The organism is Candidatus Pelagibacter sp. PS_23, assembly GCF_059417905.1.
In genome coordinates, this window is record NZ_CM182071.1 from 1,095,706 (window position 1) to 1,120,321 (window position 24,616).

Genomic DNA, 24,616 nt, shown 5'->3' on the forward strand with positions numbered 1-24,616 from the left:
AAATACTAAATTGTTCTAATTTAGGCAATGGAGATAAATTAATGAAGTATTCCCCAATTGTCCCCTGTATTCACGTCTACCGTCAATGGTGTTGAAAAAGTGTGTAAATCACTTTCTGTAACACTCGTCATTTCATCCTTGATTATTTCAGTTATATTTTTGACTTCTTTTACTGGAACCTCAAAAATTAACTCATCATGAATTTGTAATAATATTTTTGATTTATTATTTTTAATACTTTCAAATTTTTTATTAAGTCTAATCATTGCAAGTCGCATGATTTCTGATGCTGATCCTTGAATAGGAGCATTAATAGCGGCTCTTTCTTGAAAATTTCTTACATTGAAATTTTTATCATTAATTCCATTAAAATGAGATCTTCGACCAAAAATATTGGTTACATATCCACTTTTTCTGCAAAATTTAATTGTATTATCCATATAAATTTTTATTTCGGGAAATTTTAAAAAATAAGCATTTAAAAATTCATCTGCTTCATGATTTGAAACGTTGATTTGTTTTGCAAGTCCATATTGTGAAATACCATAAATTATTCCAAAATTAATAGCCTTAGCCTTCCTTCTCATGTCTTGGTCTACTTTTTTAATATTAACGTTAAATACTTGGCTTGCTGTAAGAGAATGAATATCTTCATTGTTATTAAACGCTTTTTTCAGCTCCTTAACTTCTGCCAAGTCAGCTAAAATTCTCATTTCAATCTGATTATAATCTGCAGATATTAATGTGAAGCCCTTTTCTGCTATAAAAGCTTTTCTTATATCTTTACCATCTTCTGATTTAATAGGAATATTTTGTAGGTTTGGATCACTGGATGCCAGTCTTCCTGTTGTTGTTGCTGCCAATAAAAATGATGTGTGAACTCGTTTAGTATTTGGATTAATGTGTTCAGGTAAGGCATCTGAGTAAGTGTTTTTAAGCTTGGACACTTGTCTCCAATCTAGAATTAATTTTGGAAATTCATGTCCTTTAAATGCTAAGTCTTCTAACACACTTGCATTTGTGGCAAAACTACCTTTTCTAGTTTTTTTAAGTACAGCAATTTTTAAATCATTATAAATAATTTCACCTAATTGTTTTGGTGATGCAATATTAAATTCTTTTTTTGAAATTTTAAAAACTTCTTTTTCTAGTTTACTTATTTTTTTTTCAAATTTTTCAGACAAAACCTTTAAAAATTTATTATCAATTTTAATTCCTTCAATTTCCATAAATGCTAGTATCTTAATTAAAGGTTTTTCAAAGATTTCATAAATATTAGTTAATTTCTCTAATTTTAAATTTTTACTAAATATTTTGTATAATCTGTAAGTAATATCAGCATCTTCAGCAGCATACTCCATTGCCTTATCTAGCTCTACATCACTAAAGTTTATTTCTTTTTTACCTGTACCAACAATTTCTTTAAATGAAATTGTTTTATGCTGTAGATGAATCTCAGACAAGGTATCCATATTATGTCTATTTTTTCCAGCATCTAATACATAAGACATCAGCATTGTATCCTCCATTGAATTCATATTTATTCCCTGTTTATACAAGACAATAAAATCAAACTTAATATTTTGACCAATTTTTTTTACACTCTTGTCTTCTAAAAGTGGTTTGAGTTTTTTAATTACAGTTTCTTTTTTTAAACATCCTTTAAACTTATGACCAATTGGAATATAACAAGCCTTACCAATTTTAGTGCTTAATGAAATTCCCACTAAATCAGTCTGATGTGCATCTAAAGAACTAGTTTCTGTATCAATTGCTAGCTCTCCAGCTTCTTCTGCTTCGTTAATCCACTCATCTATTTCTTTTTCATTAGTAATTAGATGATAATTTTTTTTACTTATACTTTGATGTTTTTTTTCAGGCTTTGTCTCTTTTGCTGTCTCTTCTAACAGTGGTTCTCCGTATGCAGAAATGACAGAACTAAGAAGTCTATTAAACTCCATTTCTCTTAAAAATTTATATAGTTTATCTTTATCAATCTTCTTTAGATGAAATTCCTCTAACTTTCTTTCAACTGGAGCATCCTTCATTAGTGTCACTAATTTTTTGCTAATTATCGCTTTATCTTTGTTCTCTATAAGTGTTTCTCTTCGTTTATTTTGTTTTATTTCTTGAGCGTTATCTAATAATTTTTCTAGGGTTCCATACTTATTAATCAGTTCTGCTGCAGTTTTTACACCTATCCCAGGTACTCCCGGAACATTATCGCTACTGTCTCCAGCTAAGGATTGAACATCAATAACTTTTTCTGGGCCCACTCCAAATTTAGTTACTATATCTTCAGGTGTTATAAATTTATTTTTCATAGGATCAAATATACGAACATCTTTTCTATACAATTGCATTAAGTCTTTATCTGAAGAGACTATTGTCACTTTTGCACCCTTTGCTAAAATTTGTTCTACATAAGTGGCTATTAAATCATCTGCTTCATAATTTGAAAGGTCTACAGATGGTAAATTGAAAGCAACTACAGACTTTCTTATGTATTCAAACTGTGGTGCTAAATCATCTGGGGCTTCTGATCTATTTGCTTTATAGTCTGAATAAATTTCATTTCTAAAAGTTTTTCTAGCAGCATCAAATATTACAGCAAAGTGTGTTGGTTTTTGAAGATTTTCATTTGATTTTGAATCCTCTAATAGTTTAAATAGCATACTGCAAAATCCACTAACTGCACCTACTGGAAGACCGTCACTTTTTCTAGTTAGGGGTGGTAATGCATAATAAGCTCTAAAAATGTAACCCGAACCATCTATTAAATAAAAATGATCTGTTTTTTTTATTTTATCCATTAAATAATATTATCTTAAATATTTTAAATACTATAAATGTATTACCACGCATGGAGCAAAAAAATATACTTTCTGTTAAAAATTTAAAAAAAATTTATTCAAACAAACAAGCTGGGGATAACCTTGCATTAAACGATTTAAACTTAGACGTGAAAGAAGGAGAAATTTTTGGCCTTCTTGGTCCTAATGGTGCTGGGAAAACAACATTTATAAATATTTTAGCTGGAACAGTGGTTAAAACAGCAGGACAAGTAAGTGTCTGGGGTTTTGACTTAGATAAAAACCCAAGACAAGTTAGAGCTTCGGTTGGAATAGTTCCTCAAGAAGTAAATCTTGATCCATTTTTTAGCCCAAGAAAATTATTAGAATTACAGGCTGGCCTTTATGGAATTAAAGAAAAAGACAGAATTACAGATACAATTCTAAAATTGGTGTCCTTAGAAAAACAAGCTAGCAGCTATGCTAGAAGTTTATCTGGTGGGATGAAAAGAAGATTGTTAATGGCTAAAGCTTTAGTTCATCAGCCACCAATAGTTATTCTAGATGAACCTACTGCTGGTGTTGATGTGGAGTTAAGACAAAATTTATGGAAAAATGTAAAATTATTAAATGAACTTGGTGTAACAATCATTTTAACAACTCATTACCTCGAGGAGGCTGAGGAAATGTGTGGAAGAATAGCTATATTAAATAAAGGAAATATTGTTGCCCTAGACAGCACTAAGAATTTATTAGATAGAATTCAAACCAAAAAAGTAACCTTTAAAACTGATATAAAGATAAATATTAACGATAATGATCTAGAATCTTTAAAAATAGTTTCACACTTAGACAATGAAGTTTGTGTTTCTTATGAAAAAAGTAAAATTAATATGGAAGAATTAATTAATTTAATTAAGAAAAATAACATCAAAATTATAGATATTTCAACTGACGACGGTGATTTAGAGGATGTTTTTTTAAGATTAATAAAAAACTAGATTATCACATTAATAAATAGTAATTTGTAGATATGGATCTATTAAAAACAAATACAATTCAAAAAGTATTAAAAACATTTATTCTAATTTTTATAGGAACAATGGCTTTAACTATTTCAGCTAAATTAAAAATACCATTTTATCCTGTGCCCATGACAATGCAAACTTTTGTAGTTCTTTTTTTAGGAATTGCTTTTGGGTATAAAATTGGCCTGGCATCTGTAGCTGTTTATCTTCTGGAGGGTATTCTAGGTATGCCTGTATTTTCTAACTCACCAGAAAAAGGTATTGGAATAGTTTATTTTACTGGTCCAACAATGGGATATTTAATTGGATTTTTATTTGCTTCTTTTTTTGCAGGCTATTTAAATCTTAATAAAAATATTTTTATAATTTTTGGAAAATTAATATTTTCTGTTTCTGTAATCTATGTATTTGGAGCTATTTGGTTGGGAACTTTAATTGGATGGGATAAACCAATTCTTCAATTAGGAGTGACACCATTTTTATTAGCTGAATTATTTAAAATTTGCTTATTGGCTATATTGGCTAAAAAAATTATCAAATTTAGAAAATTTATCTAGGAGATCTTTTAGATAAAATTCTTTGTAACGTTCTTCTGTGCATTTTAAGTCTTCTAGCAGTCTCAGATACATTTCTATTGCATAATTCAAAAACTCTATGAATATGTTCCCACTTAACTCTATCAGCTGACATAGGGTTTTCTGGTGGTTCAGCTTTTTTCTCTGGATCCGCTAGTAAAGCTTTCTCAACATCATCTGCGTCTGCTGGCTTTGCTAAGTAATCAATTGCACCTTCTTTAATCGCAGCAACAGCCGTTGGAATATTTCCATATCCTGTTAACATTATAATTCTACTGCTTGGATTAGAAATTTGAATTTGCTTTACTACTTCAAGTCCATTTCCATCAGCTAGTCTTAGGTCGACAACTGCAAAAGCTGGTTTTTTTGCTTTAACAGATAGTATTCCTTTTTGTACACCCTCAGCTTGAAAAACCTCAAATCCCTTTTTTTCCATGGCTCTTGCAAGCCTATCTCTAAAGGGATTGTCATCATCAACGATTAATAAGGATTTATTATCAAAATCACTTAATTTTTTTAAATTAGCTGCTTCAACCATATTATTAATATGGTGACTTATCTGATAATTTCAACACCCATTATTTGCTTTACATTAATTAAGTATTGCCTTAATTGCATAATTTATATGAAAGTTTTTAAGTATTTTAGAACTTTTTTTTATTAAATTTTTTTTGGAGACATATGAAATGCAAAAATTTAAAACAGTTGATGAGCTTATAAATCAACTAAAACCTGAAAAGCCTATTTATTGTATTAGAAAAAAATCTATACAGTCTACTTCTACTTATTTTAGGAATAAATTTCCTGGTAAAGTTCTATATGCTGTTAAAACTAACTCACATCCTGAGGTTTTAAAAACAATAGTAGAAAGTGGAATTGAAAACTTTGATGTAGCTTCTATTCAAGAAATTAAAGACATAAGAACTATCTCCCCTGATGCAAAATGCTCATATATGCATACTGTTAAGAGTAGAGAAAGTATTAAGGAAGCTTACTTTAACTACAATATTAAGGCTTTTTCTTTAGATACTAAAGATGAATTAATAAAAATTATTGAAGCAACCAATCAAGCAAAAGATCTTGAACTATTTGTAAGGGTTGCTGTTTCAAATGAACATGCTGAAATAGATCTATCTAAAAAATTTGGTGTATTAACCTCCGAAGCTACTGGTTTATTAAGACTAACGAAACAATATGCAAAAAAAATCGGCTTAAGTTTTCACGTTGGTTCTCAATGTATGCACCCAATTTCTTATGCAAAAGGAATTGGAGAGATTGGAAACATAATAAAAAAAACAAAAATTATTCCTGATTACATTAACATTGGTGGTGGATTTCCTGCAATCTATCCTGATTTAGTACCTCAACCTTTAGAAAATTATTTTGAAGAAATAAAAAAAAGTTTAAATAATTTAGAACTAGAAAAACTTCCAGAATTATTATGTGAGCCTGGAAGGGCAATAGTTGCAGAAAGTGGTTCTACAATTGTCAGAGTAAATCTTAGAAAAAAACAAAAACTTTATATAAATGAAGGAACATACGGAACTCTTTTTGATGCTGGTACACCAAATATGGTTTACCCATCTCGTTTAATTAAATCTAGCAAGATAATATCAAAAAAATTAACTGCTTTTGATTTTTATGGCCCCACCTGCGATAGCATGGATTACATGAAAGGGCCATTTTTACTTCCAAATAATATTAAAGAAAATGATTATATTGAACTAGGTCAGCTTGGAGCCTACGGTCTAACTTTTAGAACTCAATTTAATGGTTTTTATTCTAATGAGATTTATGAAGTAGAAGATGAGCCAATAATGACCATGTATGGTAAAGACAGTAATAAGGCTATACTAGTTGCCTAATGTCAGAAAACAAAAATTTAACTCATAATAGCAAAAAAAGCTTCTTACAAAATCCAGTTGAACACATAGATATTACATCGTTTGATGCAAGAAAGATAATTTCTTCAATGGAAAAAATGTCTTTTGTTTCAAGAGAAACAGCAAATGCAGCCAACATTTTTAATGAAATGATTCAAGATAAGGATTGTACAATTTTTTTAACACTTGCTGGCTCAACTTCTGCTGCGGGATGTATGAATATTTATAAAGATTTAGTTAAATACAATATGGTTGATGCAATTATTGCTACAGGAGCTTCAATAGTTGATATGGATTTTTTTGAAGCTTTAGGTTTTAAACATTATCAAGGTTCACAATTTCAAGATGACACTGAATTAAGAAAAAATTATATAGATAGAATTTACGATACATATATTGATGAAGATGAATTACAGGAATGTGATCAAAAAATATGTGAAATAGCAGATACACTTGATCCTAGAAGTTACACATCAAGAGAATTTATTTATGAAATGGGAAAATATTTAAAGAAAAATTCTAAAAAAAAAGACTCTTTAATTGAAACTGCATATGACAATAATGTTCCCATTTTTTGTCCTGCGTTTACAGACTCAAGTGCTGGTTTTGGATTGGTCACTCATCAAGAAAATAATCCTAAAAACCATATTACGATAGATTCTATTAGAGAGCTTCGTGAATTAACTGAAATAAAGATTCAATCAAAAGGATCTGGCTTATTTATGATTGGTGGAGGAGTACCTAAAAACTTTGTTCAAGATACTGTTATCTGTGCTGAACTTTTAGGAAAAGAGGTTGAGATGCATAAGTATGCAGTTCAAATTACAGTAGCAGATTCTAGGGATGGTGCTTGCAGCAGCTCTACATTAAAAGAGGCAAGCTCATGGGGTAAAGTAGATATTGCTAAAGAACAAATGGTTTTTGCAGAAGCAACTAGTGTCCTTCCTTTGATTGCAAGCGATGCTTATCATAAAGGTGACTGGAAAAATAGAACGAGAAAAAACTTCTCAAAAATATTTAAATAAAATTGAAATATCTTTCTAATAAAAATGGTTTTCTAGGAATTGACAATGATGTTAATTTTAAAGAGAAAGTAGTAGTTGTTCCATTTGGTTTAGAAAAAACTGTAAGTTATGGTGGTGGCACTCGTAATGGCCCTAAAGAAATCATCAAAGCATCTCATCAAGTAGAGCTATATGATGAAGAGTTACATTGTGAGCCCTATAAAAAAATTGGGATCAAAACTTTAAAACCATTTAAAATTAATAAAGACATTAAAAAAGCTCTTAAAAAGATGTCTGATATAAATCAAGAAATATTAGATAAAAAATTATTTCCAATCACTTTTGGTGGAGAGCACTCAATAACACCTGGATGTATTGCTCCATTTGTAAAAAAATACAAAGATATATGTTTACTACATTTTGATGCGCATGCAGATTTAAGAGAGAGTTATAATGGTGAAAAATTTTCACATGCTTCAGCTATTAAGAGATGTCTTGATCATAAAAATGTTTCTATAATTTCATTTGGGATCAGAAATATATCTCAAAGTGAAATACCATTCTTAAAAAAAAACTCATCTAGGATTGATATCTTTTGGGCAAAAGACAAAAATAAATGGGACCTAAAAAAATTTAAAAAAATGATAAAGAATAAAACAGTTTATTTAACATTTGATGTTGATGGTTTAGATTCAAGCATAATGCCTGCAACAGGTACACCTGAACCGGGTGGATTATTATGGGATGAAACTTTAAATATCATACGGATAGCTGCTAAAAACTCTAATATTGTTGGTGCAGATATAAATGAGCTTTCACCTATTAAAGGTTTTAATTCTTACAATTTTCTTGTAGCTAAACTTGCTTATAAAATCTTGTCGTACAAATTTTTATACTAAGCTTTTGAAGCTTTAAAAGTTCCTAATAATAATCTAAATGGAATTAACATTGCTAAAGCAACAAATATTTTAACAGCTAAATCACCTAGAGATAAAGTGACCCATGGTATTCCCGTTGCATAAAACGAGATGGAAAAGAATAAAAATGTGTCAACAGTAGACCCGATTAACGACGAAGTTAATGGAGCAACAAACCATTTCTTTTTTCTTAAATAGTCAAAAATTTGAACATCTAACAACTGTGCAACCATAAATGCTATACCTGAACCTATAGCAATTCTAACTGAAATTAAGTCTGCAAAATTTGTTGAAAAGAAAAGAGTAAATACAATCCCTATAATAAAACCAACATAAACAATTTTTCTAGCTACAACCTTGCCATAAGATCTATTTGCGAGATCCGTAATTAAAAAAGCAACTGGATAGCTAAAAGCTCCATAAGTTAATATTTCTTCTAAACCATAATAATTGATTGGAAATTGTACTAAATAATTTGAAGTTAAGACAACAACTCCCATTATAAATGAGAGTAGTATAAAAAACTTTTTCATTAAGCTGATTTACTAGGAGATGCTTTTGGTGCCTTTTTAATAAAAGGTGATTTAATTAATATACTTTTTTTTAATTTTTTTAGTCTAGGCGAAATATTTTTATTTTTTACTGTCTTTAAAAACTGATCAAAAGTACCTTTTTTATCAACACATCTAACACCGGCATTACTAACAGTTAAAGTTAGGCTTCTTTTCAAAAGTTCACTTGTAAATTTAGCTTTTTTTAAATTAGGTAAAAATCTTCTTTTAGTCTTATTGTTAGCGTGACTAACATTGTGACCTTTCATAGGAATTTTACCAGTTAATTCACATTTTTTAGACATAATATTTAGTGACTATATAAGATGTGTTCATGATCTCGTCAAGTTTATTAGGATCAATTAGTCAGCTTCTTTCCTATTATTTCTTTAAAATTCTTAATACCTTCGTCAATTAATATTTCTTTAAGCTCTTTTTTTATCTTTCCTACAATGTTTGGTCCTTGAAAAACCATTCCTGTATATAACTGAACATAGCTAGCTCCTGCCTGAAACTTTTTATAAGCACTTTCTCCTGAGTCTACACCCCCTACACCTATAATTTCAATCTTGCCCTTAAGCAGTTTATAAAACTTACTTATTAGTTTATTAGCTTCTTCCTCTAGTGGCTTGCCTGATAGCCCACCTTTTTGATGCTTTAAAATATTATTCAATTTTTCTCTATTTTTAGCTGTTGTATTTGAAACAATTATTGCACTAATCTTATGTTTAATTAAAATTTTACTTATTAGTTCAATTTGTTCGTCTGAAATATCTGGAGAGATTTTTACTACAATTGGAATTTTTGATTTAAGTTTAATTTTTTCTTTTTCTATTGCATTCAACAATTCATCAAATTTAGTCTCATCATGAAAAGCTCTTAGATTTTCTGTGTTAGGCGAAGAAATATTAACTGTAATATAGTCAGCGATATCATAAAAGTTTCTAAGTCCAATCAAATAATCATTTAATCTATCTTCACTATCTTTATTGGGACCTATGTTGATTCCTAATAAACCTTTATGTGAATTAGATCTAATTCTATGGCTAATATTTTCTGCTCCTAAATTATTAAAACCTAACCTATTTATAAGAGCCTGATCTTCAACCAACCTAAAAACTCTTGGCTTTGGATTTCCATATTGCTCAAGTGGGGTAACCGTTCCTACTTCAACAAAACCAAACCCAAGTTTAAACAGTGGGTTATAAACTTCAGCATTTTTATCAAACCCGGCAGCCATTCCTATTGGATTATCTATATTCTTACCAAATAAATTAGTCTTAAATATTGGATCTCCTTTATTTTGATCAGCTATGTTTGGTAATATGTTTAGTTTTAAAGACTTAATTGCTAAATTATGAGCAGTTTCAGGATCAATTTTGAAAATTAGTGATCTGAATTTTGAAAACATTATTTTATTTTTTCTTTAATTAACTCTTTAGTTTCGTTTACTCCAAAAAAACTTATAAAAAAACCCATTCTTGGTCCATTTTCATCTCCAAAAACAACCTCATAAATTAATTTAAACCAATCACGCAAGTTTTCTGCATAACCATTTTCTTTTCCCGTTGAATAAATTAATGTCTGAATATCCTCAGGCAACATCTTATCATTGCAACTATCAAGAGACTTAACCAGTGCTTCTAATGCGACTTTTTCATTTGCGTCAGGAGTTTTGTATTTTTTTTGTAATTTTATTACGTCATTAAAATACTTAATCGCATAACCTATAAGATTATCAAAAATTGGGTGTTCTTTTTCTAAAAGGTTTTGTTTATATTTTTTTACAAACTTCCAAAGTAACTCCTTAGAGTCTGCATTGCTCGTTTCTACTAAATTTAAAAGCATTGAAAAGCTCATAATAGTATCTTCTTTAGGAATTAATCCATTATGCACATGCCAAACAGGATTCATTAATAGCTGTAACTCATTTTGTGTTTTAGCTTTTTCTATAAAGTCCAAGTACTCATCGACTGTTTTAGGAACTATTTCTTTATATAGTTTTTTTGCTCTTTTGGGATTTTGATACATATACAATGAAAGACTTTCGGGTGATGCATACTCCAGCCACTGATCAATTGTAATTCCATTTCCTTTTGATTTTGATATTTTTTCTCCTTTTTCATCTAAAAAAAGCTCATAAGCAAACCCAGATGGGTTTGTTTTTCCAATTAACTTGATTATTTTTGATGATAATATTGCACTTTCAATTAGATCTTTTCCATACATTTCAAAATCTATATCAAGAGCGTACCATCTCATTGCCCAATCTACTTTCCATTGTAATTTGCAATTCCCATCGAAGATACTTACCTCAAGTTTTTTTCCATTATTATCAAATATAATTTTGGATTTTTCTTTTAGTATTTCTAAAACTGGAATTTCTAAAACCTTACCGGTGTCTGGACAAATTGGTAAAAATGGACTGTAAGTTTTTTGTCTTTCTTTCCCTAGTGTTGGAAGAATTATATCCATAATACCTTGATAATTTTCTAGGATTATCTGTAATGTGGGATTAAAAAAACCACTCTTATAAAGAACTGAAGAGCTTTGAAAATTATATTCAAAATTAAATTTATTTAAAAAATCTTTTAACATTTCATTATTGTGTTCGCCAAAACTTGAAAATTTTTCAAATGGATCTGGCACTTGAGTTAAAGGCTTATGAAGATTGTTATTTAAGAGCTCTTGATTTGGAACGTTTTCTGGAACTTTTCTAAAGCCATCCATGTCATCAGAGAAAGTTATGATTTCCGTTGGTATATCTGTGAGTTGTTTTAAAGCATTAACCATCATCGATGTTCTTGCAACTTCACCAAATGTACCTATATGGGGCAGCCCACTTGGACCATAACCAGTTTGTAAAATTATTTTACCTTTTTTATCAATAAAGGACTTTCTTTCACGCAGTAATTTTTTAGCCTCAACAAAGGGCCATGCGTTAGTTTTATCTAAATTATCTTTTTCAATCACTTTGTTTAATAACAAATATCTTATATTTGGTGTTTTTATTAATTCTTATAGAGTTGAAATTTATTTACCATAAAATAATGTTCTTTCAAAATGTCTAATTATAAAACTGTTTTTTTTACCTTGGGTGTTTTGCAAATTATTCTTGGAATTTCCATGATGATTCCAATTATAGCTCAGTTTATATATTCAGAAATTGACTCCTCTTTTATTGGAGGCTCTATAATTTCTATAATATTTGGTGTTTTATTTTTTTTAACAAATTTAAATCATGATAAAAAATTAAATCTACAACAAGCGTTCTTATTAACTGCTCTTTCTTGGTTAAGTATTGCAATATTTGGTTCTTTACCTTTTATTTTTTCTACTCTTGAACTTTCAATTACTGACTCTTTCTTTGAAAGTATGTCTGGAATCACCACAACAGGGTCGACAATTATCTCCAACTTAGAGGGTGCTCCAAGATCGATACTTTTGTGGCGAGCAATGCTTCAATGGTTAGGTGGAATTGGTATTATTGTAATGGCAATAACCTTAATGCCAATAATGAATGTTGGTGGAATGCAATTGTTTAAAATTTCAAGTAATGATTCTTCTGAAAAACTATTACCAAAATCAAAAGAAATTTCACTTAGACTAATTTACGTTTATTTAGGTCTAACCGTGCTTTGTGCTTCTACATATAAAATTTTTGGTATGAATATTTTTGATAGCTTAACTCATTCAATGACCACGATAGCAACGGGTGGCTTTTCAAATTATAACGAATCTATTGGATATTTTAATAGTCTACCTATCGAAATATCATCCATGGTTTTCATCATATTAGGGAGTTTACCTTTTATTGCTTATATAAAATTTTTAAATGGAGACAGAAAAATTCTTATCTCTGATGTTCAAATAAAATCGTTTTTAAAAATTATTGTTTTTTCAATTATTATACTTTTTATTTATTTACTTTTTCACAACAAAGATTTTTCTCAAATAAATATTAGGACTATTTGTTTTAATGTTATCTCTATATTAAGTGGAACGGGATATGTTACTGGAGAATTTGATGGATGGGGTAATTTTCCACTCATTTTCTTTCTAACTTTAATGTTCATTGGTGGTTGTGCTGGTTCTACCACATGTGGAATTAAAATTTTTAGAATTCAAATTTTATACCTTTTTATTATTAATCAATTAAAAAAGATTATTTATCCAAAAGGCATATTCATAATAAAATATGATAAAAATAATGTTGATGATAAATTTATGGCTTCCATCATTTCTTTTATCTTTCTTTATTTGGTTATATTTTTTTTAATAACTGCATTTTTGTCCTTAAGTGGTCTAGATTTTGTTACTTCAATTTCTGGTGCCGCAACTTCTATCTCAAATGTTGGTCCAGGATTAGGCTCTACAATTGGCCCTAATGGCAATTTTTCAAGCTTACCAGAAATATCTAAATGGATTTTAAGTCTCGGAATGATATTGGGTAGGTTGGAATTATTTGCTATACTTGTATTGTTTCTTCCATCATTTTGGAGAAATTAACTATGATTGAAATTAAAAAACAATCCTTATCAGAAACTTTTGCTGTCTACTTTGATAAGAGAATGCTTAGAATATTATTATTAGGTGCAATTTCTGGTTTTCCCTGGGTTTTAATTGGGAGCAGTTTAAGTCTATGGCTCAAAGAAGAGGGCTTAAGCAGATCAACAATTGGTTGGGCAGGACTAATATTTGCTGTTTATGCTTTTAATTATTTATGGGCCCCCCTTATTGATAGATTTCAAATACCCTACCTAACAAAAAAACTTGGTCATAGAAGAGGCTGGATAGTTTCAATGCAAATTGCAATTTTAGCTTGTCTTGTTACTTGGAGTTTCATTAATCCTACCGAAAACCTTGCACTACTAATTACAGTTGGTTTAATTATTGCTATAGCATCAGCGACACAAGATATTACAGTTGATGCTTTAAGAATTGAACAAATAGGCGAACACGAAAGTAAATCAATGGCCGCTGGCGCTGCTATGGCTGTTGTTGGCTGGTGGAGTGGATACAAATTAGGTGGTGTAATAGCTTTATTTACAGCAGAATATTTAGAGAATATGGGTGTTACAAATTACTGGCAAATTACATTTTTAATTTTAGGAATTCTAGTAATTTTAATGAATATAGGTTTGATGTTTGTCCATGAGCCTCTTTATACTGACAGACAAAAAAAACAAAAAGAAACTGATAAACTTATAGAAAGTAAACTTGGATCAAAAAATATTATAACTAATTTCATAACATGGATAAGCAGCACATTAGGTGGCCCTATAATAAGCTTTTTTAGGAAAAATGGTTTTACAATTGCTGTTGGAATTTTAAGTTTTATTTTTTTATTTAAGATTGGTGAGGCCTTTCTTGGACGTATGTCGATAGTTTTTTATAAAGAAATAGGCTTCTCTAAAGGTGATATTGCAATTTATTCTAAAACTTTAGGTTGGATTACTACAGTTATGTTTACATTGCTGGGTGGACTTTTTGTAATTAGATCTGGTGTTTTAAAAGCAATGTTTGTTGCAGGAATATTAATGGCTGCAACTAACTTATTATTCACAGTCTTAGCGTGGAGTGATAAATCCGAGTTGTTATTTGCAGTAGCAGTCATATTTGATGATATAGCAGCAGCATTTGCAACAGTTGCATTTGTAGCATTTATTTCATTACTAGTAGACCGAACATATACTGCAACCCAATACGCGTTACTTGCATCAATTGGAACTGCAGGTAGAACTACACTTGCATCATCATCTGGAGCATTAGTAGATTGGCTTAATGGAGATTGGGGAGTATTTTTTATCATTACAGCCATCATGGTAATACCTTCTTTGATTTGCTTATGGCTTATAAAAGATAAATTAAAACTTCATGAAAGATAGTTATTTTTATAAAAAACCATTATCAAATATCCATAAAAAGCCCAATGCATTTTCTGAGGTTACCTCTCAAATTTTGTACGGAGAAAAATTTAAAATTATATCTAAGAATAAAAGTTGGATAAAAATAAAGGCTTTATTCGATAATTATACTGGATACATAAAAAATAAAGATTACACAAAAGATCACCAACCAACCCATAAAATATTTACTCTAAAAGCAAATATTTATAATAAACAAAAAAATAAAACAAAAAATTTTTTGCCCTTTACATCAAGAATTTCAATGATTCATGAAAATAAAAAATTCATAGAGTTTGAAAAAAATAAATGGATTAAAAAAGTTAATATAAAAAAAATTAATCATATTGAAAAAGATTATTTAAAAGTATTAAAAATGTTTTTAAAAATTAAATATCTATGGGGTGGTAAAACTTATAGAGGTATAGACTGCTCTGCTATTTTACAATTATTTTTTTACTATAATAATAAATTTTATCCACGAGACACAAAAGACCAAATAAAATATTCAGCAAAAAAAAATAGAAGTAAAGTTTTTAAAAAAGGTGATATTATTTTTTGGAAAGGTCATGTTGCTGTTTGTATTAACGCTCAAAAGTTAATTCATGCATATGGTCCTGAAAAGAAAGTTTTGATTATGAATATAAAAGAGACAATAAATAGAATTGAAAGAACAGCAAAATTAACAGTAAAAAAAATATCCCCTATAAAATACTAATTTCTTCCAAAATCTGGCTTATTAATATCTTGTTTTAACTTAATTATTTTTTTCCTAACCTTCTTAGTATTAACTAATTTTTTAATAATAGATTTATTATTTTTAAATTGAATATCTCTTTTAAATGAACGTAAATTTTTAATAAACAGATCAATAACTTTTGAAATATTTTTTTGATTATTAAAAAAAATATCTCTCCACATAATTTCATTAGATGCAGCAATTCTTGAAAAATCTCTCAAACCACCGGCACTAAATTTTATTAATTCATATCTTTGTTGTTTTTCGAAGTCTGTAGCTGTTTTAACCAAATTATATGCAATTAAATGAGGCAAATGACTGGTCATAGAAAAAATCGTATCATGTTTTTTTGAGTCCATAATTGCAACTTTTGAACCAATTTTTTTCCAGAACTTGGTAAGTATCATAAGATGTTTTCTGTTAGTATTTTTTTCTTTTATTAATATGCACCATTTATTAAGGAATAAATTTTTTACTCCGTTTTCTGGGCCACTAACTTCTGAACCTGCAATAGGGTGACTGGATGTCCAAAAAATTCCTTTTTTTAATTTTCTTTTAATTAAGTCCATAGACTTTTCTTTAGATGATCCAACATCTGTAATAATAGTTTTGGGTAATAAATATCTGTTTATCTTTAAAATTATTTTTTCATATTCTCCTAGTGGAGTACAAAATATTATCAAATCTAAGTTTGGGATAATTTGCTTTAAATCATTTGTAATTTCACATGGTAATTTTAATTTTTTGATTTTTAAAATATTTGATTTTGATTTTTCATAGACAAATATTTTTTTAGCTATTTTTTTTTCAGAAATTGCTCTTAATAATGAAGAACCAATTAAACCACAGCCTATAATTAAAACATTTTTCATAATCAATTAAAGATAGCCTTAATTGTTGTTATGAATCTCATATTCTCTTTTGTTGATCCAATTGTTAATCTTAATTTGTTTTTAATATTATACCCATCCTCTGTAGATCTTAATATAATTCCTTTTGACTGAAGTTTGTTAAAAATATAGTTAGCTGAAAATTTACATCTATCAAAATTTAACAGTAAAAAATTAGCCGTTACTTCATTTGAGAAAATTTTTAGTTTTTGTAAAACATTTCTAACTTTATTTGCTTCTCTAATATTGTGTTTCACAGAATTATTAATAAATTTTCTATCTTTTAAAGCTTCTATTGCTGCCATCTGTGCAACTTGATTTACATTAAATGGCGGTCTAATTAAGTTCATTGCAGATATAATTTTTTTTGGCCCATGACCCCAGCCAACTCTTAAGGAGGCCAGTCCATATATTTTTGAAAAAGTTCTTATCACAACAACATTATCTTTATTTTTAAATAAATCTAAACCAGATTTATAATCTTTATTTTTCATATATTCAAAATACGCATCATCTAAAACTAGTAAAATGTTTTTATTTAATTTCTTTCTTAAGTCTATTAATTCTGCTCTAGTTAAGTATGTTCCTGTTGGGTTATTTGGATTAGCAATAAATACTAGCTTGGTTTTTCTTGTTACTTTCTTAATAATTTCATTTATCGAAACTTTAAAATTTTTTTCCTTAGAAAAAACAACTTTTGCCCCCACTATTTGTGCATATATCCTGTACATTAAAAAGCTATATTGAGGAACAATCACTTCATCAGAAGGTTTTAAGTATAACTGACAAATCATTTGAATAATTTCATCTGACCCTGCACCACAAATTATTCTCTCAAAATCACACTTAAATTTCTTTGAAATTTCTTTTCTTAATTTTTTTGCTTTACCGTCTGGATACTTCGATATTAACAATTCTTTATTCTGTAAAATTTTCTTTACTCTCGGGCTTACACCAAGAGCTGACTCATTTGCTGATAATTTTATAATATTTCGTATTTTTGCTATATTTGACTTACCTGGTTTATAAGCCTCTATTTTGAATTTTTTAAATTTTGGAACTGTCATTATATTAATTTAATTTACCTTATAAATAAAATATTATCCTTTCATATAGAATAAGTCATTTTTTAAAAAAATTGACATAAGAAATGCTATCTAGTACAAAAAATATGCGCTGATTTAACTGAATTGCGAGCGCTTAAAAAAAACCGCTAAATAAGTTTTTTTGTCTCACAATTCAAATTTGGCTAATACTTATGAATATAAATGTGAACATAAAAAATATTATAATTGATAAACCATTAAAATTAGATTGTGGCCAAACTATCAATAATTATTCTCTAGCTTACGAAACTTATGGCTCTCTAAATGAGAATAAAGATAATGCTATTCTTATTTTTCATGCCTTGACTGGTGATCAATTTGTATCTGGAATAAATCCAATTACTAAAAAAGAAGGTTGGTGGTCTTATGCTGTTGGGTCTGGTAAAGCTATTGATACTGATAAATACTTTGTAATTTGTGCAAATGTTATTGGTGGCTGTATGGGTTCATTTGGTCCTAGTGATATTAACCCTGATACCAATAAAAAATATGGCACTACTTTTCCTGTTATTACTATTAATGACATGGTTAACGCGCAATTTAATCTCTTAAATTTTTTTAATATTGAAAAATTATTTGCTGTTATGGGTGGATCAATGGGTGGTATGCAGACACTTCAATTCGTTAATAACTTCCCTGATAAAGCAAAAGTTGCTATTCCAATAGCCTGTACAGCTAGTCATTCGGCACAGAACATTGCTTTTAATGAACTTGGTAGACAATCAATTATGGCTGATGCTAATTGGGAGAACGGTGATTATTCCAATCAAAATAAAAATCCTAATAAAGGATTATCTGTTGCAAGAATGGCTGCACATATAACTTATTTGTCTAAAAATGGTCTTCAGGAAAAATTTGGAAGGAAGTTACAAGAAAGAGATGATCTGAAATTTGGTTTTGATGCTGACTTTCAAATTGAAAGCTACTTAAGATATCAAGGATCTGTATTTGTTGATAGATTTGACGCCAATAGCTACCTATACATAACAAGAGCAATGGACTATTTTGATCTAGTAAAAGAACATCATGGTAATTTATCTAAAGCATTTGAAAAAACTAAAACTAAGTTTCTTATTATATCTTTTACTTCTGATTGGCTTTATCCAACCTCTGAAAATAAAGAAATTGTTATAGCCTTAAATGCTATAGGTGCTGAGGTCGGATTTGTTGAAATTGAATCTGACAAAGGGCACGATTCATTCCTTTTAAAAGTTCCTAAATTTTTAAATACTCTAGGTGACTATATTAAAACAGCTTATTCTAAAAACTAAACATGAAACAAGAATTTAAAATAATCTCCGATTTAATTGAAAAAAATACTAGAGTTTTAGATGTGGGGTGTGGAGATGGCATATTAATGGAATATCTTAAATATAATAAAGAAATAGACATAAGAGGAATAGAAATCTCAAAAGATAATGTTCAAAAATGTTTATCAAAAGGACTAACTGTTATCGAAGGTGATGCAGAAAAAGATCTATTACAATTTCCTGACAGTTCCTTTGATTTCGTTATTTTAAGTCAAACATTACAAGCATTTTTAAATCCTGAAATAGTTATCAAAGAACTATTAAGAGTTGGCAAAAAAGCTATTGTTACAATACCTAATTTTGGTTTTTGGAAGGTTAGACTTCACCTATTAATTAAAGGAACAATGCCAATTACAAAAAATCTACCTGATGAGTGGTACAATACTCCCAACCTTCATATGTGCACTATAAAAGATTTTTATAATTTTTGTGAAAATAGAAAAATTAAATTAGATAAATCATTAGCTCTACATAACGAAAAGATATCTTCTATTAATAGACTTAATCTAAATACTAAAAATTTATCTGCAGAATTGGGTATTTTTTTAATTGAAAGTTAAATGGAAATTGAAATAATACGCTGTCTACAGGATAATTATTCTTATCTAATTATTGATAAAGCTAAAAATATTGCATGTGTGATTGACCCTAGTGAAGCAAAACCTGTCATCAAATATTTGGAAGATAAAAATATACATTTAAAATATATATTAAATACACATCATCATTATGATCATGTTGGGGGAAATAAAGAATTAAAAGAAAAATATGGAGCTAGTGTTATTGGATACAAAGGAGACAAAGATAGAATTCCAGAAATAGATATACTTGTTGGTGATCAGGACATTTGGCATGAAGAAAATTTCCAGGCTAAAATATTTCATATACCTGGTCATACCCTTGGCCATATATGTTTTTATTTTTATAATGAAGAGTCTGTTTTTACTGGAGACACCCTCTTTTCACTTGGTTGTGGCAAGATTTTTGAAGGAACATACTCACAGATGTATAATTCATTGATGAAAATAAAAGCTCTGCCAGAAAAAACTAAGGTCTATTGCGGACATGAATATACCAAACAAAACTCTAAATTTTGTATTGCTCACGACCAAGATAATGAAAGCCTTAAAGTTAAGATTAAACTTATAGATGAAAAATTAGAAAAAAACCTACCTACTATTCCATCTACAATTAAAGAGGAATTAGAGTGCAATATTTTTCTTAGATCGGGTACAGAGGAAAGCTTTTCAAAATTGAGAGATTTAAAGGACAATTTTTAGCTTATTCGCGCTTGACTATAATTTGGTCAAGACTATATTGCTGATTATAAAAAACAGATTAAACAATGTCATACGCAATAATACAAACAGGTGGAAAACAGTACAAAGTTAAAGCTGGTGAAATCCTTAAAATTGAAAGATTAGAAGATTCTAAACCTGAAACTAAAATCGAATTTAAAGAAATCCTAGCTTATGGAGATGATAAAACTATTGAAGTTGGTTCTCCAGTAGTTGAAGGTGCAAAAGTTGAAGCCGACCTTGTAGAAAATGGTAAAAATAGAACTATTTTAATATTTAAAAAAAGAAGAAGACAGAATTCAAGAAGAAAAAATGGTCATAGACAACAGTATTCATTAATTAGAATTAGCAAAATTTTTTCAAAAGATGGTAAAGTTTTATCAGAAGCTGAGAAAATGGTAAAACCAACTAAAAAAGTTGAAAAAGTTGAGACTGAAGTAGCAAGCAAATAAATTAGGTAAATTATGGCAACAAAAAAAGCAGGTGGATCATCGAGAAACGGACGAGATAGTGCCGGTCGTAGACTTGGCGTTAAAAAGTATGGTGGTGAAGTAGTAATTCCTGGAAACATAATTGTAAGACAAAGAGGCACAAAAATTTTTCCTGGTGAAAACGTGGGGATGGGTAAAGATCATTCAATTTTTTCTGTTGTTGAAGGAAAAGTTGTTTTCAAAAAGGGTAAATCAGATAGAACATTCGTTTCAGTAAAGCCCAATTAGTAGTACAACTAAAAAACTAAGAGTTGTATTATGAAGTTTCTAGATCAAGTTAAAATTTATGTAAAAGCAGGCAATGGAGGACATGGATCTCCTAGCTTCCGTAGAGAAAAATTTATTGAATACGGCGGACCTGATGGTGGCGATGGAGGTAAAGGTGGCACCATATATCTTAGGTCAGAAAGAAATTTAAATACTCTTATCGATTATAGATTTCAACAACACCATAAAGCAGGAAGAGGGGTTAATGGCTCTGGACAAAATCGTACAGGTCACAGTGGAGAAGATTTAATTTTAAAAGTTCCAATAGGTACGCAAGTTTTTGAAGAAGATAATAAAACCTTAATTTATGATTTTAAAAAAGAAGGTGAAGAATTTATTGTAGCTAATGGTGGTAAAGGTGGTCTAGGAAATACTCGATTTAAAAGTTCCACTAATAGAGCTCCGAAAAAATTTACTAAAGGTGCGCCTGGTGAAGAGTATGTAATCTGGCTTCAGTTAAAAACTATTGCTGATGTTGGTATTGTTGGACTACCTAATGCAGGTAAATCAAGCTTATTAGCTTCCATTACAAATGCGATGCCTAAAATTGCTAACTATAAATTTACAACATTAAATCCAAATCTTGGTGTTGCAAGTTATGATGATAAAGAAATAACTCTAGCTGATATTCCTGGATTGGTTGAAGGTGCGCACGAGGGTGTAGGTCTTGGTATTCAATTTTTAAAACACATAGAAAGATGCAAAACTTTAATGCATTTAATAGATATTACTGATGAGGACCTTGAAAATACGTATAAACAAGTTCGAAATGAGTTGGGGAGTTACAGTAAAGATTTACTAGAAAAAAAAGAGATAATTGTATTAAATAAGACAGACTTATTAGAAGAAGAAGAAGTGAAAGAAATTTTAAAAAATTTTTCTAAAAATAAAGATTCTGAGGTGGTTACACTCTCAACATTAGAAAAAGGCTCAATATCTAGAATTAAAGCTAAATTGCTCTCCTATGTATCTTAAAGATTCTAAAATAATTGTAATTAAGATTGGCTCATCCTTGTTAATAGATGACAAAAAAAAAGTAAGGAGAAAATGGCTCACTGAATTTACTAAAGATATTCAGGAATTAATAAAACAGAATAAAAAAGTTATTATTGTAAGCTCTGGAGCAATAGCAATGGGTTGCAAAAAACTAAATATTAGCAAAAAAAACCTTAAGATTGATAAAAGTCAGGCTGTTGCTTCTATTGGGCAAATTGAACTAATGAACTTATTTTCAGAAACATTTGTTAAATTAAAAATTAATATTTCTCAAATTCTTCTCACTCTAGAAGATACAGAACAAAGAAGAAGAGCCCTTAACGCAAAAAGAACTTTTGATAATTTATTTAAACTGGGCTTTGTACCAATAGTAAATGAAAATGATACTATCGCTACTTCAGAGATTAAGTATGGTGATAATGACAGATTAGCATCTCGTGTTGCACAAATATCAGGTGCAGACTCCCTTATTTTGCTTTCTGATGTAGATGGTCTTTATACACATAATCCAAAAATATATAAAAATGCAAAATTAATAAAAGAAATAAGAAATATAGATAAAGATATAGAAAAAATAGCGACCAAAAGTATTAGTGAGCATGGAACGGGTGGCATGAAAACTAAAATAGATGCTGCTAAAATCTGTCAATTATCAGGATGCCAGATGGTAATAGCAAATGGCTTAATAAACCGACCTATTAAAAAAATAACTGAAGAGAATAATTGTACATGGTTTTTACCTAAGGTTTCAAAATTAGATGCTAGAAAAAAATGGATTATCAGCTCTGTTTCACCTAAAGGTGCGCTGATTATTGATGATGGTGCGAAACAAGCACTTTCAAATGGTAAAAGTTTATTAGCAGCAGGAATAAAAAAAGTATCTGGGCGATTTAGTAAAGGAGATCATATTAAAGTTTTAGATAAAAATAATTACGAATGTGCAAGAGGACTTAGCTCTTTTTCATCTAATGAAATAGAAAAAATAATGGGTCACCACTCGAAAGAAATAGAAAAATTACTAGGATATATTTCCAAATCAGAAGTAATTCATAAAGATGATATAGTAGAGGTATAGAATGAGCAGATATATGAGATTAATAGGTCAAAATGCAAGAAAGACATCACTTGATAAAGTTAATTCAAAAACTAAAAATAAAGTTTTAAAAAAATATGCTTTCTTATTAGGCAAAGAAAAAAAATCTATATTTAAAGCTAATCAAAAAGATATTCAATTTGCTCTAAACAAGGGCCTAAAAAGCAATCTGATAGAAAGATTAACTATTGATGAAAAAAAGCTAATAGGCATAAAAAATTCTATAAATAAAATTGCTAAATTGAAAGATCCTGTTGATGCTACTTTAGAAAAATGGAGCAGACCAAATGGTTTAACAATTAGCAGAGTGTCTATACCTATTGGTGTTATAGGTGTTGTTTATGAAAGCAGACCCAACGTTACAGCTGATGTTGCAAGTTTATGCTTTAAATCTGGAAATGCTGTAATTTTAAAGGGTGGCTCTGAAGCTATAAATACTAATAAAATTTTAGCAAAACTATTTCGAAAGTCGCTTAAGGAAACTAGAGTGAATGAAAACTTTATTCAATTTATAGACTCTAAAGACAGAAAAATGGTCGACTTTATGCTTTCAAAAATGGAAGATTATATTGATGTAATAATACCTCGTGGTGGAAAAAATTTAGTAAAAAGAGTTCAACAATTTTCTAACGTCCCTATTATCGGTCACTTGGAAGGTCTTTGTCATACTTTTATTGATAAGGATGCCAATCTAAAGATGGCTACAAACATTACCTATAATGCGAAGCTAAGAAATACTAGTATTTGTGGCGCTACTGAAACAATTTTGATGCATGAAAAAATTGTTAAGAAATTCTGTAACCCAATTTTAAAAAAGTTAGAAGAAAATAACTGCAAAATTTATGGAGATCGTTTTTTGAAAAAATATTACAAGGGAAAGATTTATCCAGCAAAAGAAAAGGATTGGTCTACTGAATATTTATCATCAACAGTGTCTGTAAAAACAGTTAAAGATTGTGACGACGCTATTAGCCATATTAACAAATATGGGACTATGCATACTGACTCTATCATTACTGAAAATAAAAAAACTGCAAATAAATTCTTAAAAAATGTTAAAAGTTCAATAGCAATGCATAACACATCTACTCAATTTGCTGATGGTGGTGAATTCGGTTTTGGTGGTGAGGTTGGCATTTCGACAAATACTTTGCCTCCAAGAGGACCTGTTGGATTAGGGCAGCTCGTTTCATACAAATACGAAATTATTAGTAATGGTAAAACCAGAAAATAACTTAAAACAAAAAAAGACAAAAATTGGAATCTTGGGGGGAACTTTTGATCCTGCTCACAAAGGTCATTTAGAAATTTCTAAACAGGCTAAAAAAATATTAGAATTAAAAAATATTATATGGGCAATTACTAAACAAAACCCATTTAAAAATACAAGTAAAACAGATCTAAAAAATAGAATAAAATTTGCAAAAAAAATTATTGGTAAAAATAATTTTATTAAAGTAAAATTTTATGAGGAAAAAGTTCTCTCCAATAAAACAATTGACCTCATCAATTACTTAAATAAAGATAAAAAATTTGAGATCTATTTTATTATGGGTGCTGACAATCTAATCAATTTTCATAAATGGTATAAATGGAAATCCATTATAAAAAAATGCAATCTACTTGTATTTGATCGACAGGGATATAAAGCTAAATCGCTAAAGTCTGTGACCTATAACGGTGTAAATAAAAATAGATTATCTTTTATTAATTTTAAAAAGGTTAATATTTCATCTTCTCAATTAAGAAAAATTTGATAAGGTTAAATAA

The 24,616-nt window shown here is 29.1% G+C and carries 25 protein-coding genes; 17 read left to right on the forward strand and 8 right to left on the reverse strand.

The annotated features are described in order from the left end of the window. Positions 1-38 precede the first annotated feature (38 nt). Positions 39-2,813 (reverse strand): DNA polymerase I, encoded by a 2,775-nt coding sequence (gene polA / locus AC5SLY_RS05830; RefSeq protein WP_494598726.1) that lies wholly within the window; start codon positions 2,811-2,813, stop codon positions 39-41. Positions 2,814-2,863: 50 nt separating this feature from the next. On the opposite strand from polA, the gene AC5SLY_RS05835 reads away from it, so the two are divergent. After that, entirely contained in the window at positions 2,864-3,793 is a 930-nt protein-coding gene (locus AC5SLY_RS05835; protein WP_494598727.1) for an ABC transporter ATP-binding protein, read from the forward strand. 32 nt (positions 3,794-3,825) lie between these two features. Beyond that, a complete protein-coding gene (locus AC5SLY_RS05840) occupies positions 3,826-4,377 on the forward strand; it encodes a biotin transporter BioY (protein ID WP_018413593.1) in 552 nt (183 codons plus the stop codon). Here the strand turns inward: AC5SLY_RS05840 and AC5SLY_RS05845 are convergent. Next, on the reverse strand, positions 4,370-4,933 hold the full coding sequence (locus tag AC5SLY_RS05845) for an ActR/PrrA/RegA family redox response regulator transcription factor (RefSeq protein ID WP_494598728.1): 564 nt from the start codon (positions 4,931-4,933) through the stop codon (positions 4,370-4,372). The genes AC5SLY_RS05840 and AC5SLY_RS05845 overlap by 8 nt on opposite strands. 148 nt (positions 4,934-5,081) lie before the next feature. Here AC5SLY_RS05845 and AC5SLY_RS05850 point away from each other — a divergent pair, with 148 nt between their 5' ends. The 3 genes from AC5SLY_RS05850 to speB are packed head-to-tail and all read left to right on the forward strand — an operon-like array spanning position 5,082 to position 8,181. Next, positions 5,082-6,260 carry a type III PLP-dependent enzyme gene (locus AC5SLY_RS05850; protein WP_494598729.1) on the forward strand — a complete coding sequence of 393 codons (1,179 nt, stop codon included), beginning with the start codon at positions 5,082-5,084 and terminating at the stop codon, positions 6,258-6,260. Beyond that, positions 6,260-7,303 (forward strand): 1,9-bis(guanidino)-5-aza-nonane synthase, encoded by a 1,044-nt coding sequence (locus AC5SLY_RS05855; RefSeq protein ID WP_271480731.1) that lies wholly within the window; start codon positions 6,260-6,262, stop codon positions 7,301-7,303. The genes AC5SLY_RS05850 and AC5SLY_RS05855 overlap by 1 nt, the downstream gene beginning before the upstream one ends. A 2-nt stretch (positions 7,304-7,305) precedes the next feature. Then, the gene (gene speB / locus AC5SLY_RS05860; protein WP_494598730.1) at positions 7,306-8,181 is read left to right on the forward strand and encodes an agmatinase; all 876 of its coding nucleotides are present in this window, start codon (positions 7,306-7,308) and stop codon (positions 8,179-8,181) included. Here the strand turns inward: speB and AC5SLY_RS05865 are convergent. The 4 genes from AC5SLY_RS05865 to AC5SLY_RS05880 are packed head-to-tail and all read right to left on the reverse strand — an operon-like array spanning position 8,178 to position 11,723. Continuing rightward, positions 8,178-8,732, reverse strand: a complete 555-nt coding sequence (locus AC5SLY_RS05865) for a queuosine precursor transporter (RefSeq protein ID WP_018413597.1) — start codon at positions 8,730-8,732, stop codon at positions 8,178-8,180. The two genes, speB and AC5SLY_RS05865, sit on opposite strands and share 4 nt — an antisense overlap. Continuing rightward, complete coding sequence (rpmB, locus tag AC5SLY_RS05870) at positions 8,732-9,055, reverse strand: 50S ribosomal protein L28 (protein WP_018413598.1); 324 nt, start codon at positions 9,053-9,055, stop codon at positions 8,732-8,734. The genes AC5SLY_RS05865 and rpmB overlap by 1 nt, the downstream gene beginning before the upstream one ends. Before the next feature lie 53 nt (positions 9,056-9,108). Next, on the reverse strand, positions 9,109-10,161 hold the full coding sequence (locus tag AC5SLY_RS05875) for a quinone-dependent dihydroorotate dehydrogenase (protein WP_494593220.1): 1,053 nt from the start codon (positions 10,159-10,161) through the stop codon (positions 9,109-9,111). Next, positions 10,161-11,723 (reverse strand): lysine--tRNA ligase, encoded by a 1,563-nt coding sequence (locus AC5SLY_RS05880; RefSeq protein ID WP_271616152.1) that lies wholly within the window; start codon positions 11,721-11,723, stop codon positions 10,161-10,163. Before AC5SLY_RS05880 ends, AC5SLY_RS05875 begins: the two co-directional genes overlap by 1 nt. A gap of 90 nt (positions 11,724-11,813) precedes the next feature. On the opposite strand from AC5SLY_RS05880, the gene AC5SLY_RS05885 reads away from it, so the two are divergent. The 3 genes from AC5SLY_RS05885 to AC5SLY_RS05895 are packed head-to-tail and all read left to right on the forward strand — an operon-like array spanning position 11,814 to position 15,374. Then, a complete protein-coding gene (locus AC5SLY_RS05885; protein WP_494587268.1) occupies positions 11,814-13,259 on the forward strand; it encodes a TrkH family potassium uptake protein in 1,446 nt (481 codons plus the stop codon). Positions 13,260-13,261: 2 nt separating this feature from the next. Further along, complete coding sequence (locus AC5SLY_RS05890) at positions 13,262-14,638, forward strand: AmpG family muropeptide MFS transporter (RefSeq protein WP_494587269.1); 1,377 nt, start codon at positions 13,262-13,264, stop codon at positions 14,636-14,638. Further along, positions 14,628-15,374, forward strand: a complete 747-nt coding sequence (locus AC5SLY_RS05895; protein ID WP_494598731.1) for a C40 family peptidase — start codon at positions 14,628-14,630, stop codon at positions 15,372-15,374. Before AC5SLY_RS05890 ends, AC5SLY_RS05895 begins: the two co-directional genes overlap by 11 nt. Here AC5SLY_RS05895 and AC5SLY_RS05900 read toward each other — a convergent pair. Beyond that, on the reverse strand, positions 15,371-16,267 hold the full coding sequence (locus AC5SLY_RS05900; RefSeq protein ID WP_271623132.1) for a prephenate dehydrogenase/arogenate dehydrogenase family protein: 897 nt from the start codon (positions 16,265-16,267) through the stop codon (positions 15,371-15,373). The genes AC5SLY_RS05895 and AC5SLY_RS05900 overlap by 4 nt on opposite strands. 2 nt (positions 16,268-16,269) lie before the next feature. Then, entirely contained in the window at positions 16,270-17,352 is a 1,083-nt protein-coding gene (gene hisC / locus AC5SLY_RS05905) for a histidinol-phosphate transaminase (RefSeq protein WP_494574955.1), read from the reverse strand. 191 nt (positions 17,353-17,543) lie between these two features. Here hisC and metX point away from each other — a divergent pair, with 191 nt between their 5' ends. From metX to nadD, 9 genes are all read left to right on the forward strand, one after another. Continuing rightward, entirely contained in the window at positions 17,544-18,662 is a 1,119-nt protein-coding gene (gene metX / locus AC5SLY_RS05910; RefSeq protein ID WP_020168877.1) for a homoserine O-acetyltransferase MetX, read from the forward strand. Between the two features lie 2 nt (positions 18,663-18,664). Then, a complete protein-coding gene (gene metW, locus AC5SLY_RS05915) occupies positions 18,665-19,261 on the forward strand; it encodes a methionine biosynthesis protein MetW (protein WP_018413606.1) in 597 nt (198 codons plus the stop codon). Continuing rightward, complete coding sequence (gloB, locus tag AC5SLY_RS05920; protein ID WP_494587272.1) at positions 19,262-19,981, forward strand: hydroxyacylglutathione hydrolase; 720 nt, start codon at positions 19,262-19,264, stop codon at positions 19,979-19,981. A gap of 65 nt (positions 19,982-20,046) precedes the next feature. After that, complete coding sequence (gene rplU, locus AC5SLY_RS05925) at positions 20,047-20,451, forward strand: 50S ribosomal protein L21 (RefSeq protein WP_006997690.1); 405 nt, start codon at positions 20,047-20,049, stop codon at positions 20,449-20,451. A gap of 12 nt (positions 20,452-20,463) precedes the next feature. Then, positions 20,464-20,718 carry a 50S ribosomal protein L27 gene (rpmA, locus tag AC5SLY_RS05930; RefSeq protein ID WP_006997689.1) on the forward strand — a complete coding sequence of 85 codons (255 nt, stop codon included), beginning with the start codon at positions 20,464-20,466 and terminating at the stop codon, positions 20,716-20,718. Positions 20,719-20,748: 30 nt separating this feature from the next. Further along, the gene (gene cgtA, locus AC5SLY_RS05935) at positions 20,749-21,732 is read left to right on the forward strand and encodes an Obg family GTPase CgtA (RefSeq protein ID WP_006997688.1); all 984 of its coding nucleotides are present in this window, start codon (positions 20,749-20,751) and stop codon (positions 21,730-21,732) included. Beyond that, a complete protein-coding gene (proB, locus tag AC5SLY_RS05940) occupies positions 21,722-22,828 on the forward strand; it encodes a glutamate 5-kinase (protein WP_271726291.1) in 1,107 nt (368 codons plus the stop codon). The genes cgtA and proB overlap by 11 nt, the downstream gene beginning before the upstream one ends. A 1-nt stretch (position 22,829) precedes the next feature. Next, positions 22,830-24,080, forward strand: coding sequence for a glutamate-5-semialdehyde dehydrogenase (locus tag AC5SLY_RS05945; RefSeq protein WP_494598732.1), 1,251 nt, complete (start codon positions 22,830-22,832; stop codon positions 24,078-24,080). Further along, the gene (gene nadD / locus AC5SLY_RS05950; RefSeq protein ID WP_006997685.1) at positions 24,061-24,603 is read left to right on the forward strand and encodes a nicotinate (nicotinamide) nucleotide adenylyltransferase; all 543 of its coding nucleotides are present in this window, start codon (positions 24,061-24,063) and stop codon (positions 24,601-24,603) included. Before AC5SLY_RS05945 ends, nadD begins: the two co-directional genes overlap by 20 nt. The last annotated feature ends 13 nt before the right edge of the window (positions 24,604-24,616 follow it).

Coding starts and splice junctions, on each gene's coding strand:
- gloB (WP_494587272.1), top strand. CDS start 19,262: ATGGAAATTGAAATAATACGCTGTCTACAGGATAATTATTCTTATCTA.
- rpmA (WP_006997689.1), top strand. CDS start 20,464: ATGGCAACAAAAAAAGCAGGTGGATCATCGAGAAACGGACGAGATAGT.
- AC5SLY_RS05885 (WP_494587268.1), top strand. CDS start 11,814: ATGTCTAATTATAAAACTGTTTTTTTTACCTTGGGTGTTTTGCAAATT.
- AC5SLY_RS05890 (WP_494587269.1), top strand. CDS start 13,262: ATGATTGAAATTAAAAAACAATCCTTATCAGAAACTTTTGCTGTCTAC.
- metX (WP_020168877.1), top strand. CDS start 17,544: ATGAATATAAATGTGAACATAAAAAATATTATAATTGATAAACCATTA.
- AC5SLY_RS05835 (WP_494598727.1), top strand. CDS start 2,864: ATGGAGCAAAAAAATATACTTTCTGTTAAAAATTTAAAAAAAATTTAT.
- proB (WP_271726291.1), top strand. CDS start 21,722: ATGTATCTTAAAGATTCTAAAATAATTGTAATTAAGATTGGCTCATCC.
- polA (WP_494598726.1), bottom strand. CDS start 2,813: ATGGATAAAATAAAAAAAACAGATCATTTTTATTTAATAGATGGTTCG.
- AC5SLY_RS05850 (WP_494598729.1), top strand. CDS start 5,082: ATGCAAAAATTTAAAACAGTTGATGAGCTTATAAATCAACTAAAACCT.
- rplU (WP_006997690.1), top strand. CDS start 20,047: ATGTCATACGCAATAATACAAACAGGTGGAAAACAGTACAAAGTTAAA.
- AC5SLY_RS05840 (WP_018413593.1), top strand. CDS start 3,826: ATGGATCTATTAAAAACAAATACAATTCAAAAAGTATTAAAAACATTT.
- AC5SLY_RS05895 (WP_494598731.1), top strand. CDS start 14,628: ATGAAAGATAGTTATTTTTATAAAAAACCATTATCAAATATCCATAAA.
- AC5SLY_RS05865 (WP_018413597.1), bottom strand. CDS start 8,732: ATGAAAAAGTTTTTTATACTACTCTCATTTATAATGGGAGTTGTTGTC.
- cgtA (WP_006997688.1), top strand. CDS start 20,749: ATGAAGTTTCTAGATCAAGTTAAAATTTATGTAAAAGCAGGCAATGGA.
- AC5SLY_RS05855 (WP_271480731.1), top strand. CDS start 6,260: ATGTCAGAAAACAAAAATTTAACTCATAATAGCAAAAAAAGCTTCTTA.
- hisC (WP_494574955.1), bottom strand. CDS start 17,352: ATGACAGTTCCAAAATTTAAAAAATTCAAAATAGAGGCTTATAAACCA.
- AC5SLY_RS05945 (WP_494598732.1), top strand. CDS start 22,830: ATGAGCAGATATATGAGATTAATAGGTCAAAATGCAAGAAAGACATCA.
- AC5SLY_RS05845 (WP_494598728.1), bottom strand. CDS start 4,933: ATGGTTGAAGCAGCTAATTTAAAAAAATTAAGTGATTTTGATAATAAA.
- AC5SLY_RS05900 (WP_271623132.1), bottom strand. CDS start 16,267: ATGAAAAATGTTTTAATTATAGGCTGTGGTTTAATTGGTTCTTCATTA.
- rpmB (WP_018413598.1), bottom strand. CDS start 9,055: ATGTCTAAAAAATGTGAATTAACTGGTAAAATTCCTATGAAAGGTCAC.
- nadD (WP_006997685.1), top strand. CDS start 24,061: ATGGTAAAACCAGAAAATAACTTAAAACAAAAAAAGACAAAAATTGGA.
- AC5SLY_RS05875 (WP_494593220.1), bottom strand. CDS start 10,161: ATGTTTTCAAAATTCAGATCACTAATTTTCAAAATTGATCCTGAAACT.
- metW (WP_018413606.1), top strand. CDS start 18,665: ATGAAACAAGAATTTAAAATAATCTCCGATTTAATTGAAAAAAATACT.